16 protein-coding genes are annotated in these 13,365 nt (G+C 43.4%); 14 read left to right on the top strand and 2 right to left on the bottom strand.

Annotated elements, in window-relative coordinates; genetic code table 11:
• Positions 1–95 precede the first annotated feature (95 nt).
• Positions 96–998: a metallophosphoesterase gene (locus tag LIT25_24175; protein USK33563.1), complete on the top strand. Its 903-nt coding sequence runs from the start codon at positions 96–98 to the stop codon at positions 996–998.
• Positions 999–1,056: 58 nt separating this feature from the next.
• Here the strand turns inward: LIT25_24175 and LIT25_24170 are convergent, their stop codons facing one another.
• Positions 1,057–1,725 (bottom strand): N-acetylmuramoyl-L-alanine amidase, encoded by a 669-nt coding sequence (locus LIT25_24170; protein USK33562.1) that lies wholly within the window; start codon positions 1,723–1,725, stop codon positions 1,057–1,059.
• 208 nt (positions 1,726–1,933) lie between these two features.
• Here LIT25_24170 and hprK point away from each other — a divergent pair, with 208 nt between their 5' ends.
• From hprK to hisIE, 13 genes are all read left to right on the top strand, one after another.
• Positions 1,934–2,869, top strand: coding sequence for an HPr(Ser) kinase/phosphatase (gene hprK / locus LIT25_24165; GenBank protein ID USK33561.1), 936 nt, complete (start codon positions 1,934–1,936; stop codon positions 2,867–2,869).
• Between the two features lie 25 nt (positions 2,870–2,894).
• Positions 2,895–3,713: a prolipoprotein diacylglyceryl transferase gene (gene lgt, locus LIT25_24160; GenBank protein USK33560.1), complete on the top strand. Its 819-nt coding sequence runs from the start codon at positions 2,895–2,897 to the stop codon at positions 3,711–3,713.
• A 5-nt stretch (positions 3,714–3,718) separates the two neighbouring features.
• The gene (locus tag LIT25_24155) at positions 3,719–4,669 is read left to right on the top strand and encodes a hypothetical protein (protein USK33559.1); all 951 of its coding nucleotides are present in this window, start codon (positions 3,719–3,721) and stop codon (positions 4,667–4,669) included.
• Positions 4,659–5,300: a pyrophosphatase PpaX gene (gene ppaX, locus LIT25_24150; protein ID USK33558.1), complete on the top strand. Its 642-nt coding sequence runs from the start codon at positions 4,659–4,661 to the stop codon at positions 5,298–5,300. Before LIT25_24155 ends, ppaX begins: the two co-directional genes overlap by 11 nt.
• A gap of 2 nt (positions 5,301–5,302) precedes the next feature.
• A complete protein-coding gene (locus LIT25_24145; protein ID USK33557.1) occupies positions 5,303–5,818 on the top strand; it encodes an acyltransferase in 516 nt (171 codons plus the stop codon).
• 696 nt (positions 5,819–6,514) lie between these two features.
• A complete protein-coding gene (locus LIT25_24140) occupies positions 6,515–7,690 on the top strand; it encodes an ATP phosphoribosyltransferase regulatory subunit (GenBank protein ID USK36398.1) in 1,176 nt (391 codons plus the stop codon).
• Positions 7,683–8,330, top strand: a complete 648-nt coding sequence (hisG, locus tag LIT25_24135) for an ATP phosphoribosyltransferase (protein ID USK33556.1) — start codon at positions 7,683–7,685, stop codon at positions 8,328–8,330. Before LIT25_24140 ends, hisG begins: the two co-directional genes overlap by 8 nt.
• Entirely contained in the window at positions 8,320–9,588 is a 1,269-nt protein-coding gene (gene hisD, locus LIT25_24130) for a histidinol dehydrogenase (GenBank protein USK33555.1), read from the top strand. Before hisG ends, hisD begins: the two co-directional genes overlap by 11 nt.
• A gap of 12 nt (positions 9,589–9,600) precedes the next feature.
• Positions 9,601–10,188, top strand: coding sequence for an imidazoleglycerol-phosphate dehydratase HisB (gene hisB / locus LIT25_24125; GenBank protein USK33554.1), 588 nt, complete (start codon positions 9,601–9,603; stop codon positions 10,186–10,188).
• Entirely contained in the window at positions 10,189–10,824 is a 636-nt protein-coding gene (gene hisH, locus LIT25_24120) for an imidazole glycerol phosphate synthase subunit HisH (GenBank protein USK33553.1), read from the top strand. It begins immediately after the preceding gene.
• Positions 10,821–11,558, top strand: coding sequence for a 1-(5-phosphoribosyl)-5-[(5-phosphoribosylamino)methylideneamino]imidazole-4-carboxamide isomerase (hisA, locus tag LIT25_24115; protein USK33552.1), 738 nt, complete (start codon positions 10,821–10,823; stop codon positions 11,556–11,558). Before hisH ends, hisA begins: the two co-directional genes overlap by 4 nt.
• The gene (gene hisF, locus LIT25_24110; protein USK33551.1) at positions 11,555–12,313 is read left to right on the top strand and encodes an imidazole glycerol phosphate synthase subunit HisF; all 759 of its coding nucleotides are present in this window, start codon (positions 11,555–11,557) and stop codon (positions 12,311–12,313) included. The genes hisA and hisF overlap by 4 nt, the downstream gene beginning before the upstream one ends.
• On the top strand, positions 12,310–12,942 hold the full coding sequence (gene hisIE, locus LIT25_24105) for a bifunctional phosphoribosyl-AMP cyclohydrolase/phosphoribosyl-ATP diphosphatase HisIE (protein USK33550.1): 633 nt from the start codon (positions 12,310–12,312) through the stop codon (positions 12,940–12,942). Before hisF ends, hisIE begins: the two co-directional genes overlap by 4 nt.
• A gap of 213 nt (positions 12,943–13,155) precedes the next feature.
• Here hisIE and LIT25_24100 read toward each other — a convergent pair whose 3' ends face one another.
• The gene (locus tag LIT25_24100) at positions 13,156–13,302 is read right to left on the bottom strand and encodes a hypothetical protein (GenBank protein ID USK33549.1); all 147 of its coding nucleotides are present in this window, start codon (positions 13,300–13,302) and stop codon (positions 13,156–13,158) included.
• Positions 13,303–13,365 lie beyond the last annotated feature (63 nt).

The raw sequence follows: 13,365 nt of genomic DNA, 5'->3' as shown, positions 1-13,365 counted from the left end.
TTGGTTTCCATATATAGTATAGACTAATGATCATAAATGTAAATCGTGAACATAAGGACACGCTATATGGGTACGCTAAAAAATGGGTGAAGGTTATGAAAAAAACTTTTATTGCGGCAGTCCTGCTGCTTTGTCTATTTACAACTCCTGCGCACGCAAAATTTCCATTTGAAGATGGGGATGCGACGATTGTCTGGCTATCAGATACTCAATATTACGCAAAAAACTATCCGGAAATCATGATTAAACAAATACAGTGGATTATTGAAAACCGGGACAAATATAACATTCAATATGTTTTTCATACAGGCGATCTTGTGGATCGGCCTAATGATGATGTGCAATGGGAAAGAACCGATCAAATACTGAAAATGCTTGATATGACGAGGATTCCATATGGTGTTTTGGCAGGGAACCATGATTTGGTTCATAAAGAACAGCCTTATAAGGTGTTTACAGATCATTTCGGCTATCATCGGTTTATTCGGCAGCCGTTTTACGGCGGCTCTTTTGAAAATAATCGCGGCCACTATGATCTTCTGAAGATCCACAATCAGCCATATATCATGATTTATATGGGCTGGGATGTAAAAAGCAGTGCGCTTAATTGGATGAATAAGGTATTGAAGGATTACCGGAATCACACGGCGATTTTAGCTTTTCATGATTATTTGAACTATAAAAATGAGAGAAGTCCTGCAGGAGAAGAACTTTTTCAGAAAGTCGTTTTGAAAAATCCAAACGTGAAACTGGTTTTATCCGGTCACTATTACGGAACGGGTTTTTTAGAAACCCGCATCTCTGAGGAGCAAAGAGTTTTTCAGATGCTTGCGAATTATCAGGCTGAAAAGCATGGGGGCAACGGCTTTATGCGTCTTCTGTTTTTTAAAGCAGGTCAAAAGGAAATTCAGGTTGATACTTATTCGCCATACTTGAATAAATTCAGGGCTAAGAAGCTTCTGCCAAAGGAGAGGTTTCTTTTAAAATTAAAAGAGTAGAGACAGTTGTAAGATGCAGACTGTCTCTACTCTTTTATTCGTAAAGGACGATGACATTTTACCCTTTATTTTTTAATTCATTGGCCAGGGCTACGGCATTTTCTTTTTCTTTAAAAGCCCCGACTTGTACTTTGTACAATTTTTCCGGTTCAGGTGCTGTAGGAGCTGGCTTTTTCTTAAGCTTATAAAAAGCAGAGAGTGCTTCAGTAATTGCCTGTGCACAAATTTTGCGGTAAGCAGCTGATTTTAAAGCCTTCGCTTCTTCTTGATTTGTCATAAAGCCGCACTCAATTAAAATAGCCGTCATTTTAGACTCCCGCAAGACATGGAAGTTGGCAAGCTTAACCCCCCGGTCCTCCCGTTTTGTTTTTTTAATCAGCTTTTTCTGAACCGCTTCTGCAAGGGCAATGGATTCCTGGGGTTTTGAGTCGTGAGCATATGTTTCGATGCCCTTGACATTATTCCAAACCGTGCCGTTTCCAAATGCGTTGGCATGAATGGATACAAACACATCTGCATTTGCGGCATTGGCCTTATCCGTTCTCTCTTTCAGCGGAACATCACGTGTGTCTGAATGAGTGAAAAGGATTGTAACGTTTTCATATCCTGCGAGAAGGTCCCTCATTTCGTTTGCTACAGCACGATTAAATTCATATTCTCTCATTCCGTCTACCGTTCTTTTCCCGGATGTTGTGTAACCGTGTCCGGCGTCAATTGCAATCTTCACGTACAGTCCTCCTATTAAATGGTCTTTACCTTACTAATATATCGCTGTATGTGCGATAAGTAGCGGTGATTGTCCTATGTTTTTAAAAAATAGGGAAGAAAGATTAAATTGATGAGAAAGGATTCCCGTTTCCGTTTAAAAGGTAAAAGTGCTAAAATAAGAGAGGATTTTATTGGTACCCCTTGAAAGGAAAAGGAGGAGCAGAAGTATGGCAAAAGTTCGAACGAAAGATTTAATTGAAAAATTCCATTTAGAGCTGATCAGCGGGGAAGAAGGAATTAATCGTCCCATCACAACAAGCGATTTGTCCCGCCCAGGGCTTGAAATGGCTGGCTTTTTTACATATTACCCGAAAGAACGCGTGCAAATACTCGGAAAAACAGAGCTGACGTTTTTTCAAAAGCTGACAGATGAGGAAAAGAGAAACCGGATGGATCAGCTATGTACAGATTCAACACCGGCCATTATCGTTTCACGCGAAATGGAGATCCCGCAGGAGTTAACAGACTCTGCAGAAGAAAAGTCTGTTCCGCTGCTTCGTTCACCTTTAAAAACAACCCGCCTATCAAGTCATCTGACTAACTTTTTAGAAGGAAAGCTTGCTCCCACTACTGCAGTTCACGGCGTTCTAGTAGACGTTTACGGCGTAGGAGTGCTGATTGTCGGAAAAAGCGGAGTCGGTAAAAGTGAAACGGCTCTTGAACTTGTAAAGCGCGGCCATCGTTTAGTTGCAGATGACTGTGTCGAGATCCGCCAGGAGGATCAGGATACATTGGTCGGAAATGCACCAGACTTAATTGAGCATCTTCTAGAAATCCGCGGACTTGGCATCATAAATGTAATGACGTTATTTGGAGCAGGCGCAGTCCGCAGCTATAAACGGATTACCCTCATTATTGATCTTGAAATCTGGGATCCTAAGAAGCAATATGACAGATTGGGCCTTGATGAAGAGAAAATGAAAATTATCGACACAGATGTTCCTAAATTAACCGTTCCCGTCCGCCCTGGACGAAACTTAGCGGTCATCATTGAAGTGGCGGCTATGAACTTCAGATTAAAACGCATGGGTCTGAATGCAGCTGAGCAATTTACAAATAAATTAACAGATGTCATAACAGATACTGAGCATGACGACGCATAATCATCATTAAGGGGGAATAGAGACAATGGAGGAAAATTTTACGCCTATCGATCCGATTTTTCTTGAGCTTGGACCCATACAGGTGCATTGGTATGGCTTGATTATCGGAATAGGAGCTTTGCTTGGTCTTTGGCTTGCTGTCCGTGAAAGTGAGCGCAGAGGTCTTCATAAAGATACGTTTGTAGATTTAGTGCTGTTTGCCATTCCAATCGCGATTATTTGTGCGCGTATTTATTATGTGATTTTTCAGTGGGATTATTACTCTCAAAACCCGGGGGAAATTGTGAAGATCTGGAACGGAGGCCTGGCTATTCATGGCGGTTTAATTGGGGCATTTGTAACAGGCTATATCTTTGCAAAGGTGAAAGGTCTCTCTTTTTGGAAGATTGCTGATATTGGGGCTCCGAGCATAATCCTTGGGCAGGCAATCGGCCGCTGGGGAAACTTTATTAACCAAGAAGCCCATGGCGGCGAGGTAACCCGTCAATTTTTAGAAGGATTGTTTCTGCCCGATTTCATCATCAATCAAATGTACATTAATGGTGCTTACTATCACCCGACGTTTTTATATGAATCTTTGTGGAGCCTTGTAGGCTTTGCCGGACTTATGCTTCTCAGAAAAGCCAATTTGCGCAGAGGAGAGCTTTTCCTCACCTACATCATCTGGTATTCAGTCGGACGCTTTTTCATTGAAGGTATGCGTACCGATAGCTTGATGCTGACGGAATCGCTGCGGGTTGCACAAGTTATTTCTCTAGTATTAATTGCGCTTGCAGTTGCAGTATTAATTATCAGGAGAGTCAAAGGATATTCAAATGAAAGATACTTAGAATCAGCCGAGTAAGGGGGATGTTTCTGATTAATAGTTTAAAAAAAGGACTTCAGGCAGGGCTTCAAACAACTTGGACGCTTGGCAAGGTTATTTTTCCGGTTACCTTGATTGTGAGTCTTCTTCAGCACACACCGGTACTCCCGTGGCTGATCAGGCTTATTCAGCCAGTCATGGGAATTTTCGGTTTATCAGGTGAAGCCGCCATTCCGCTGGTACTTGGGAACATGCTGAACTTGTATGCCGGGATAGCAGCCATCCTGACGCTTGATCTATCTGTTAAGGAAGTGTTTATTTTAGCTGTTATGCTATCGTTCTCACATAACTTGATTATTGAATCAACGGTTGCTGCAAAGGTGGGAATCAAGCTTTGGATCATTCTTGCTGTAAGGATTGGGCTTGCGGTCAGCTCTGCTATTATGATCAATCTACTATGGCAGGGCGGACAGGAAACGGCACAGTATGGGTTTATTCCAAAGAATACAGCCGATCCGGCCGGCTATGTTGAAATTGGTTTAAGTGCTGTTCAGAAAGCAGGTCTTGGCATTGTGCAGCTCGCCTTAATTGTGATCCCGCTGATGATCATCATCCAGGTGCTTAAAGATAAAGGGTTTTTAACTGTTTTTTCGAGATGGATGGCACCTGTTACAAGGATGCTTGGAATGAATGAAAACACCTCCATGACAATGGTAGCCGGATTAACGATAGGGCTTGCATACGGAGCTGGGGTCATGATTCAGGCAGCGGAAGAAGACGGGGTCAGCTATAAAGATTTAACGCTCGCCTTTATTTTTCTCGTCTCCTGTCATGCTGTGGTGGAGGATACCCTGATTTTCGTGCCGCTAGGCATTCCGGTTCTGCCGCTGTTATTGATCAGGATTGTAACAGCGGTCGTTCTGACAATGGCAGTAGGCGCGATTTGGAGCCGATTTGAACATACAAGAAGAAAGGAAGCAACTTATGAGAATTAACACCGTACTGTTTGATTTGGATGGAACTTTAATTAATACCAACGATTTAATCATAGAATCTTTCCTGCATACGCTGAATCTTTATTATCCGAACCAATATGGACGCGAGGACGTCCTGCCGTTTCTCGGACCTACCCTTCATGAAACGTTTGTAAAAATGGACCCGCTTCGTGTTGATGAAATGATCAGCACCTACAGGAAGTTTAATCATGATCAGCACGATCAATTGGTTGCTCAATTTGAAACGGTTTATGAAACAGTCCAGGCACTGCATGAAAAGGGCTATAAGCTTGGAATTGTCACAACTAAAATACGTGATACCGTGAATATGGGTCTTAAGCTCACGGGTCTTGGCCAGTTTTTTGAAACGGTCGTGACGCTTGATGATGTTAAAAACGCAAAGCCGCACCCAGAACCGGTCCTGCTTGCTTTAGAAAAACTGAACAGTTCTCCTGAGGAAGCGATTATGGTCGGGGATAACCACCATGATATTGATTCCGGAAAAGCAGCAGGCACCAAAACGGCCGGTGTGGCTTGGACAATAAAAGGCGTGGAGTATCTAGAAGGCTTTAAACCTGACTACATGCTGAACAAGATGAGTGATTTACTGAACGTGCTTGGAGCGGAATAAGTGTGAGAAAAACAACGAAATACCCTGTTAAAGGCCCGAATTCGCTTTGGCATGTTTACAAAACAGTCCCATTTTGGAAGGTCGTCCGCAACTTCATTGTCATTCAGCTGGCTCGCTACACCCCATTTCTTTCAATGAAAAATTGGATGTACCGGAATTTTCTCGGAATGAAGGTGGGGAAGCACACATCATTTGCCCTGATGGTTATGCTGGATGTGATGTTTCCTGAAAAAATCAAAGTTGGCCGGAATACGGTGATTGGCTACAACACGACACTGCTTGCGCATGAATATTTGATACGCGAGTATAGACTTGGTGACATTGTCATCGGTGACGAAGTCATGATCGGTGCAAATTCCACTGTTCTGCCGGGTGTTGAAATCGGAGACGGAGCCATTGTTTCAGCTGGCACGCTCGTCCATAAAGATGTTCCGGCAGGAGCCTTTGTAGGCGGAAATCCGATGAGAGTTATCTTTTCAAAGGAAGAGATGGATTTGCGGAGGGACACCAGCTTTTAGAGCTGGTGTCTTTTTGTTTATAAAATAGATTGCATTTCGTGGAAATTGGTTCTGAATTTCGGGAAAAGCAGTTTGATGAGTTAATTTAAGATTTCACATGAGAAAATCTTCATATTTTTATCATGAAATGCCTTATTTCTAGCGGCCTTTGGCCATTGGATCTTTGTTGCGAGCAGGATCCCCCGATGACCTTACTCACAAAAAACGCCATCCAATTCACAAAAACAGACTGCCAGCTCGCGAATTTTCTGTTTCAACTCTCGAAACCAATTGTTCAATTCGCAAGGCAGCCATCCGTGCGTAAAAATTCAGTATCCTGCTGATATCCAAATGATCCGCTTGCCAGAACCCCCGCTCCAAACTCTTACAGTTCTCTAACTCGCTCATAATCCATTCTAACTCGCCAGCAAGCATTTAGACCTCAGGACAAATTTGTCCGAAAAAAAGACCGGCCAACTACTGCTTGGCCGGTTTTCTATGTTAATTGGGGGAATAATACTATTTATTTACCCGCTTTTGATCGTAATAAACCTAATCAAACGTTTGTTTAAACATTTCTTTTTAGAGGAAATTCGGTAAAGAAAGAGAATGATAAGGGATATTCATACTTGCGAACTCGTCTTTATTTTGGTAGCATGTTACTATATTAGCGAACTAAAGGATTCGGAACTTTTTGTGAAAGAGGTGCAAGTCAGCATGTTTATGTTTGAAAAACCTCTCGGGATGAGAGATACATTGCCATTATTGTATGAAACAAAAAAACAGCTTCGTCAAAAAATGACGGGTGTAATAGAGAAATGGGGCTTTCAATTTATTGAAACGCCAACGCTTGAATTTTACGATACGGTAGGTATTCAGTCAGCAATTCTTGAAGGACAGCTGTTTAAGCTGCTTGATCAGGAAGGTCACACGCTGGTTCTTAGACCGGATATGACAGCACCAATAGCAAGGGTAGCGGCTTCTAGATTTTATAAGGAAAATTACCCGCTCAGACTTGCTTATGATGCGAATGTGTTCCGTGCGCAGCAGCGTGAAGGCGGACGTCCTGCTGAATTTGAACAAATTGGGACTGAATTGATCGGTGATGCAACAACAAGCGGAGATGCAGAGGTTATTGCACTTATGATTGCCGTTCTTAAAGAGGCAGGTCTTCAGGATTTTAAGGTCGCAATCGGACATATAGGTTTCGCGGACGCTTTATTTCTAGAGATTCTCGGAAATCAGGAGCGGGCTGATGTTTTAAGAAGATACTTATATGAAAAGAATTATGTAGGCTATCGCGAGCATGTAAAGTCATTGCCGCTGTCGTCTATTGATAAAGGAAGGCTGCTTCAGCTTCTGCAGCTGAGAGGCGGAGAGGATCAGCTTGCAGTTGCTGCCGACCTGGTTTCAAGCAGGGAAGGAAAAGAGGCTGCTGCAGAACTTGGCAAGCTGTGGTCACATCTTCAGGATTTTGGGGTGCTGGAATCCGTAAAGCTGGATTTAAATCTTGTCAGTCATATGAGCTACTACACAGGAGTTTTATTTGAGGTTTATGCAGGCAATGTCGGCTTTCCTCTTGGAAACGGCGGCCGTTATAATCAGCTTTTCGAACGATTTGATACACCTGCAGCGGCTACAGGCTTTGGAATCCGGTTAGACAGGCTGATTGAATCTCTTGGAGAACAGGAAGAGACACCTTGCATTCATTGTGTTCTTTACAGTCAGGAAAGAAGAAAAGAGGCTCTGAAGTATGCGGCTGAGCTTAGAGGACAGGGGAAAAGAGTGATTTTACAGGATATATCCGGAGTAAATGATGTAGATGCCTATACAAAGCAGTTTGCCGATGTAGCTTATTTTATTGGATCGAGAAAGGAAGAGCAGGATGGGTAATATGCTTACAATTGCGATGCCGAAAGGAAGAATATTTGATGAAGCAGCAAACTTGCTCAGAAAAGCGGGATATAAGCTGCCGCCTGAATTCGATAAGTCAAGAAAACTTATTTTAGAAGTTCCGGCAGAAAACATGCGCTTTATTTTAGCGAAGCCGATGGATGTCACAACATATGTTGAACATGGGGTTGCGGACATTGGCATTGCCGGCAAAGATGTCATGCTTGAGGAAGAGCGTGATGTTTATGAGGTGCTTGATTTGAAAATAAGTGACTGTTACCTGGCTGTTGCTGGCTTGCCTAACATGAGCGGCTCAGATGTTGTTGCCCCAAAGGTTGCAACAAAGTACCCAGGTGTGGCGTCTTCTTATTTCCGCGAGCAGGGGGAACAGGTGGAAATCATCAAGCTGAACGGTTCAATTGAGCTTGCTCCTTTAATTGGCTTGGCTGACCGTATTGTCGATATTGTTTCAACGGGCAGAACGTTAAAAGAAAACGGCCTTGTTGAACTTGAGAGAATTTGCAGCATTACTTCAAGACTCATTGTCAATCCTGTCAGCTACCGAATGAAGGATGCCCAGATTGATGAACTGGTCAGCCGATTATCAGAAGTTGTGGAGGGAGAAGCGAATGAGAATTGAAAGCTTATCAGGGAATTTTGCCTCTCTAAAGCGTTCGATTGACTCTGGTACAGAAGCACAGAGAGAGGCTGTTAAAAACATCATTGGAGATGTTAAGAGAAAAGGGGATGCTTCTCTTTTCGCCTATGCGGAAAAATTCGATTCTGTCCGTTTATCAAGTCTGAGAGTGTCAGAAGCGGAAGTAGAGGCAGCTTATCAGGAGCTAGATTGGGACTTAGTTGAGATTATCAGGGAAGCAGCAGAAAATATCCGTTTTTTTCATGAAAAGCAAAAGCGTGAGTCCTGGATTACATATAAAGAGGACGGAACGATGCTTGGACAGAAGATCACTCCTCTTGATGCTGTTGGAGTATATGTACCTGGAGGCACTGCCGCTTATCCTTCATCCGTTTTAATGAATGTCATTCCTGCACAAACGGCAGGGGTTAAGCGAATTGTTATGATTTCCCCTCCAAACAGGAAAGGTACGCTGCCTGCAGGAGTACTAGTTGCTGCAAAAGAGCTTGGTATAGAGGAAATCTACAAATCAGGCGGTGCCCAGGCGGTAGCTGCACTTGCATATGGAACGGAAACAATCAGGCCGGTTGATAAAATTGTTGGTCCCGGAAATATCTATGTGGCTCTTGCGAAGCGGGAAGTATTTGGGGATGTCGATATAGATATGATTGCCGGACCAAGTGAAATTGTTGTTTTAGCAGATGAGACGGCGAAAGCAAATGAAGTGGCAGCCGATCTGCTGTCCCAGGCTGAACATGATGTTCTTGCTTCAAGCGTACTTGTAACAGATTCAATGGAGCTTGCAGAAGCCGTATCAACAGAAGTCACGCGTCAGCTTGAGACTCTTCCGAGAAAAGAGATAGCAGGCCCTTCGATTGAGCAGTTCGGATTTATTTATGTGGCAGAGTCACTGAATGAAGCCATTAGCGCCGTGAACGAGCTCGCACCGGAGCATCTTGAGGTGTTAACAGAAAATCCGATGGAGCTGCTGAACAGCATTAGACACGCAGGCGCTATTTTCCTCGGAAGATATAGCTCAGAGCCTGTCGGAGACTATTTTGCGGGGCCCAATCATGTGCTCCCTACAAATGGCACAGCCCGTTTTTCAAGTCCGCTGAACGTCGATGATTTTGTGAAAAAATCCAGCATTATTTCATACAGTGAACAAGCATTTCAGCAATCAGCACATAAGATTGCAGCATTCGCACGTTTAGAAGGCTTAGAAGCACATGCACGCGCTGTTGAAGAGCGCTTAAAATAGGAGGTACTGACAATGGAAAGATCATCAAGTCTGCAAAGAACAACTAATGAAACGGATATCTCCCTGTCTCTTTCAATTGACGGAGAAGGGATTTCCGAATTGAATACAGGCGTGCCCTTTTTGACACACATGCTTGATCTGTTTACGAAGCATGGCCAATTTAATCTATCTGTTGCGGCTATTGGAGATACGGAGATTGATGGCCATCATACGACAGAAGATATCGGCATTTGTCTTGGACAGGCATTCAGAGAAGCATTAGGCGATAAAAGAGGTATTAAGCGCTATGGTCAGGCAATGGTTCCTATGGATGAAGCCCTTGCCCAGGTAGTAGTTGATTTAAGCAACCGCCCGCACTTTGAATTGAAAGGCGAGTTTCCAAGTCCTACAGTAGGAAACTTTGATACGGAGCTTGTCCATGAATTTCTTTGGAAGTTTGCTCTTGAAGCACGGATCAACCTGCATGTCATTGTCCACTACGGCCGCAATACTCACCATATGATTGAAGCGGTTTTCAAAGCTTTAGGCAGAGCGCTTGACGAGGCATCAACGATTGACCCTCGGATTAAAGGAGTCCCGTCCACGAAGGGAATGTTATAAATGATCGGAATAATTGATTATGGCATGGGGAATTTGTACAGCGTCAGCAAAGCGCTTGAGCGCTTGAATATCAGCTATTTCATTTCAGAAAATCCGGAAGAGCTTGAAAATGCGGATGGCTATATTCTTCCTGGAGTCGGCTCCTTTAAGGATGCAATGGCGATTTTAAATGAAACAAAGTTAACGGACTATATTCAGAAAATCGCAAGTGAAGGGAAGCCGCTGCTTGGTATTTGTTTAGGGATGCAATTATTATTTGATTCGAGTGAGGAAAATGGTTTAACAGAAGGACTGACCCTTTTAAAAGGGAATGTTGTGCATTTTCCGGAAGATCTTATGAAAAAAGAGCAGCTGAAGGTGCCGCACATGGGCTGGAATCGATTACGCATGCACCAGCAAAGCGATCTTCTAGAAGGTCTTGAAGAAGGCTACTCCTATTTTGTGCATTCTTACTATGTGAAGGCTGAAAAGAGCAGCACCGTGATTGCAAGTGCCGACTATGGCGTCGATGTTCCTGCAGTTGTTGGTGAGAAAAATATATTTGGGACACAATTTCATCCCGAAAAAAGCAGTCATTTAGGCATTGGCATTCTGAGGAACTTTGTCAAAATCGTTGAAGAGAAGGTGAAATCATGAGTGAATTTATCATATATCCGGCAATCGATATGCGCGGAGGAAAATGTGTCCGTCTAATACAAGGCGATTATACAAAAGAAACAATTTACGGCGACTCACCTTACGAGATGGCAAAAGTGTTTGCTGATAAAGGGGCAAAATGGATTCACATGGTTGATTTGGATGGAGCTAAAGCCGGCAAAAGAGTCAATCACAAACATGTTCTCGAAGTAGCGGAAAAGCTGAATGTAAATGTGCAGATAGGCGGAGGAATCCGTACGGAGGAAGACGCAGAGTATTATCTTTCAAATGGGATATCCCGTGTTATCCTGGGAAGCTCTGCAATCTCTAATCCTGATTTCGTGAAAAAAATGCTTGCGAAATATGGCAGTAAAATAGCGATCGGAATTGATGCAAAGGACGGCTATGTTTCAACTGAAGGGTGGATTGAGACGTCAACAGTAAAGGCTGCTGATCTTGGTGTGGAGCTTGCTGCAGCAGGTGCTGAAGTGTTTATATTCACTGATATTGCAACAGACGGCATGTTATCCGGACCTAATGTTGACGCTGTCCGTGAAATGGCGGGGGCTACCGGCAAAGAAGTAATCGCATCTGGCGGAGTCAGCTCTCTGGATGATTTAGTGATGCTTGCTGCTTTTCAAAAAGAAGGAGTGGCAGGGGCAATTGTAGGAAAAGCGCTCTACACAAATCAATTCGATCTAGCCCAAGCCTTAGAAGAGGTGGAGCTCGCATGATTACAAAACGGATCATTCCTTGTCTTGATGTAAAAGACGGAAGGGTAGTAAAAGGCATTCAATTTTTGGGGCTGAGAGATGCAGGGGATCCTGTTGAGCTTGCAACCTTTTATGACAAAGAGGGCGCGGATGAGCTCGTCTTTTTAGATATATCTGCTTCTCACGAAGGCAGAAAAACAATGGTGGATGTGGTTGAACGTGTCGCAGCGCAGCTTGCGATCCCATTTACAGTGGGAGGCGGCATCAATTCGCTTACCGATATGAAAAAAATTCTTCGTGCAGGTGCTGACAAAGTTTCCGTCAATACATCAGCAGTGATGCGCCCTGAACTGATTTCAGAGGGGGCGCGATTCTTTGGTTCCCAATGCATGGTTGTAGCCATTGACGCAAGGTTTGCTGATGAAACCGGCAAATATATGGTGTACACACATGGCGGACGAAAAGAAACAGAGTGGGAAGTGACAGACTGGGCCAGAGAAGCAGTTAAGCGCGGCGCAGGCGAAATTCTGCTCACAAGCATGAACAGCGACGGTGAAAAAAGCGGATTCGACCTTGCTTTAAATAAAATGGTAAGCGAAGCAGTTTCCGTTCCTGTTATTGCTTCAGGAGGTGCAGGAAACGCTGAACACTTCGCAGAGGCATTCTTAGAAGGAAAAGCGGATGCTGCCCTTGCAGCTTCTATTTTCCACTATAAAGAGACGTCAGTAAAAGAAGTAAAAGATTACTTAAAAACGCGGGGAGTGAATGTCAGATGAATCTGCAATCGGTAAAGTTTGATCAAAATGGCTTAGTCCCTGCAATCGTTCAGGATGCAGTCAGCAAAGAAGTTCTTACTCTGGCATATATGAATGAGGAATCTCTGCAAAAAACAATTGAAACAAATGAAACATGGTTTTACAGCCGCTCCAGACAAGAGCTTTGGAACAAAGGGGCAACTTCAGGGAATACCCAGGAGGTTGTTGGGTTAAAATACGATTGCGACCAGGATGCTCTGCTCGTATTGGTGAAACCTGCCGGCCCTGCGTGTCATACTGGCTCGTACTCTTGTTTTTCAGAAAACGTGTTTGGCGATTTCAGGCAAGCCCCTGCCGAACGCTTTGAAATCCTGAACACACTGGAAAAATTGATCGCAGAACGTGAAGCAGAAATGCCTGAAGGCTCTTATACCACGTACCTGTTTACAGAAGGCGTCGATAAAATCCTGAAAAAAGTTGGAGAGGAAGCATCAGAAGTCATCATCGCAGCCAAGAACCGCGATGCAGATGAACTAAAATGGGAAGCTGCCGATCTATTGTTCCACTTAATAGTGCTGCTCCGTGAACAAAAACTTCCGCTTGATGAAGTGCTAAATGTATTGGAAGAGCGTCATTTACCGAAAAAATAGTGGAAGAGTCCTCATTTTGAGGGCTTTTTCTTAGGATCAAAAAAACCAATTCTACCTTAAAAAAGTGCATCAAAGCGGCGGAATGGAGCATAAAAATGGTCTCCACCTTGAAAAAAGTGCTTGGTTGGCCTTATTTGTGCTCGCTATTCAATAGCACTGCCAATTTCCTCCTAATTAAAAACCTCAAAAACCAGAAAAAAACAATCTGGGTCCTCATAGATCCATTAAAAACTCCTTTTCTTCAAATCTCTCAAATATTTCCATCAATCCCGTTTGCTGCACGGCCATTTTGCCTAAGATAAGATCATGTGCATAAGGCGATAATCTTGTTTTTTTAAACGGTTTAATAATTTTTACCATTCCTATTGTTGTACTTCCCCAGTGTGGTATACTAACCTACGGCAGAAGTAAAGAAATGGAGGA

Origin of the sequence: Bacillus sp. F19 (assembly GCA_023823795.1) — a bacterium.
In the GTDB taxonomy this organism is placed as follows: Bacteria; Bacillota; Bacilli; order Bacillales; family Bacillaceae; genus Bacillus_P.
Note: the sequence above shows the minus strand (reverse complement) of the source record. Positions and strands in the feature narration are given on the sequence as shown.

What these genes read in the sequence shown, in the direction of transcription:
- hisA (USK33552.1), top strand. Translation starts at nt 10,821, where the DNA reads ATGAGTGAATTTATCATATATCCGGCAATCGATATGCGCGGAGGAAAA.
- ppaX (USK33558.1), top strand. Translation starts at nt 4,659, where the DNA reads ATGAGAATTAACACCGTACTGTTTGATTTGGATGGAACTTTAATTAAT.
- hisF (USK33551.1), top strand. Translation starts at nt 11,555, where the DNA reads ATGATTACAAAACGGATCATTCCTTGTCTTGATGTAAAAGACGGAAGG.
- LIT25_24100 (USK33549.1), bottom strand. Translation starts at nt 13,302, where the DNA reads ATGGTAAAAATTATTAAACCGTTTAAAAAAACAAGATTATCGCCTTAT.
- lgt (USK33560.1), top strand. Translation starts at nt 2,895, where the DNA reads ATGGAGGAAAATTTTACGCCTATCGATCCGATTTTTCTTGAGCTTGGA.
- hprK (USK33561.1), top strand. Translation starts at nt 1,934, where the DNA reads ATGGCAAAAGTTCGAACGAAAGATTTAATTGAAAAATTCCATTTAGAG.
- LIT25_24140 (USK36398.1), top strand. Translation starts at nt 6,515, where the DNA reads ATGTTTATGTTTGAAAAACCTCTCGGGATGAGAGATACATTGCCATTA.
- LIT25_24175 (USK33563.1), top strand. Translation starts at nt 96, where the DNA reads ATGAAAAAAACTTTTATTGCGGCAGTCCTGCTGCTTTGTCTATTTACA.
- hisB (USK33554.1), top strand. Translation starts at nt 9,601, where the DNA reads ATGGAAAGATCATCAAGTCTGCAAAGAACAACTAATGAAACGGATATC.
- hisIE (USK33550.1), top strand. Translation starts at nt 12,310, where the DNA reads ATGAATCTGCAATCGGTAAAGTTTGATCAAAATGGCTTAGTCCCTGCA.
- hisG (USK33556.1), top strand. Translation starts at nt 7,683, where the DNA reads ATGGGTAATATGCTTACAATTGCGATGCCGAAAGGAAGAATATTTGAT.
- hisH (USK33553.1), top strand. Translation starts at nt 10,189, where the DNA reads ATGATCGGAATAATTGATTATGGCATGGGGAATTTGTACAGCGTCAGC.
- hisD (USK33555.1), top strand. Translation starts at nt 8,320, where the DNA reads ATGAGAATTGAAAGCTTATCAGGGAATTTTGCCTCTCTAAAGCGTTCG.
- LIT25_24155 (USK33559.1), top strand. Translation starts at nt 3,719, where the DNA reads ATGTTTCTGATTAATAGTTTAAAAAAAGGACTTCAGGCAGGGCTTCAA.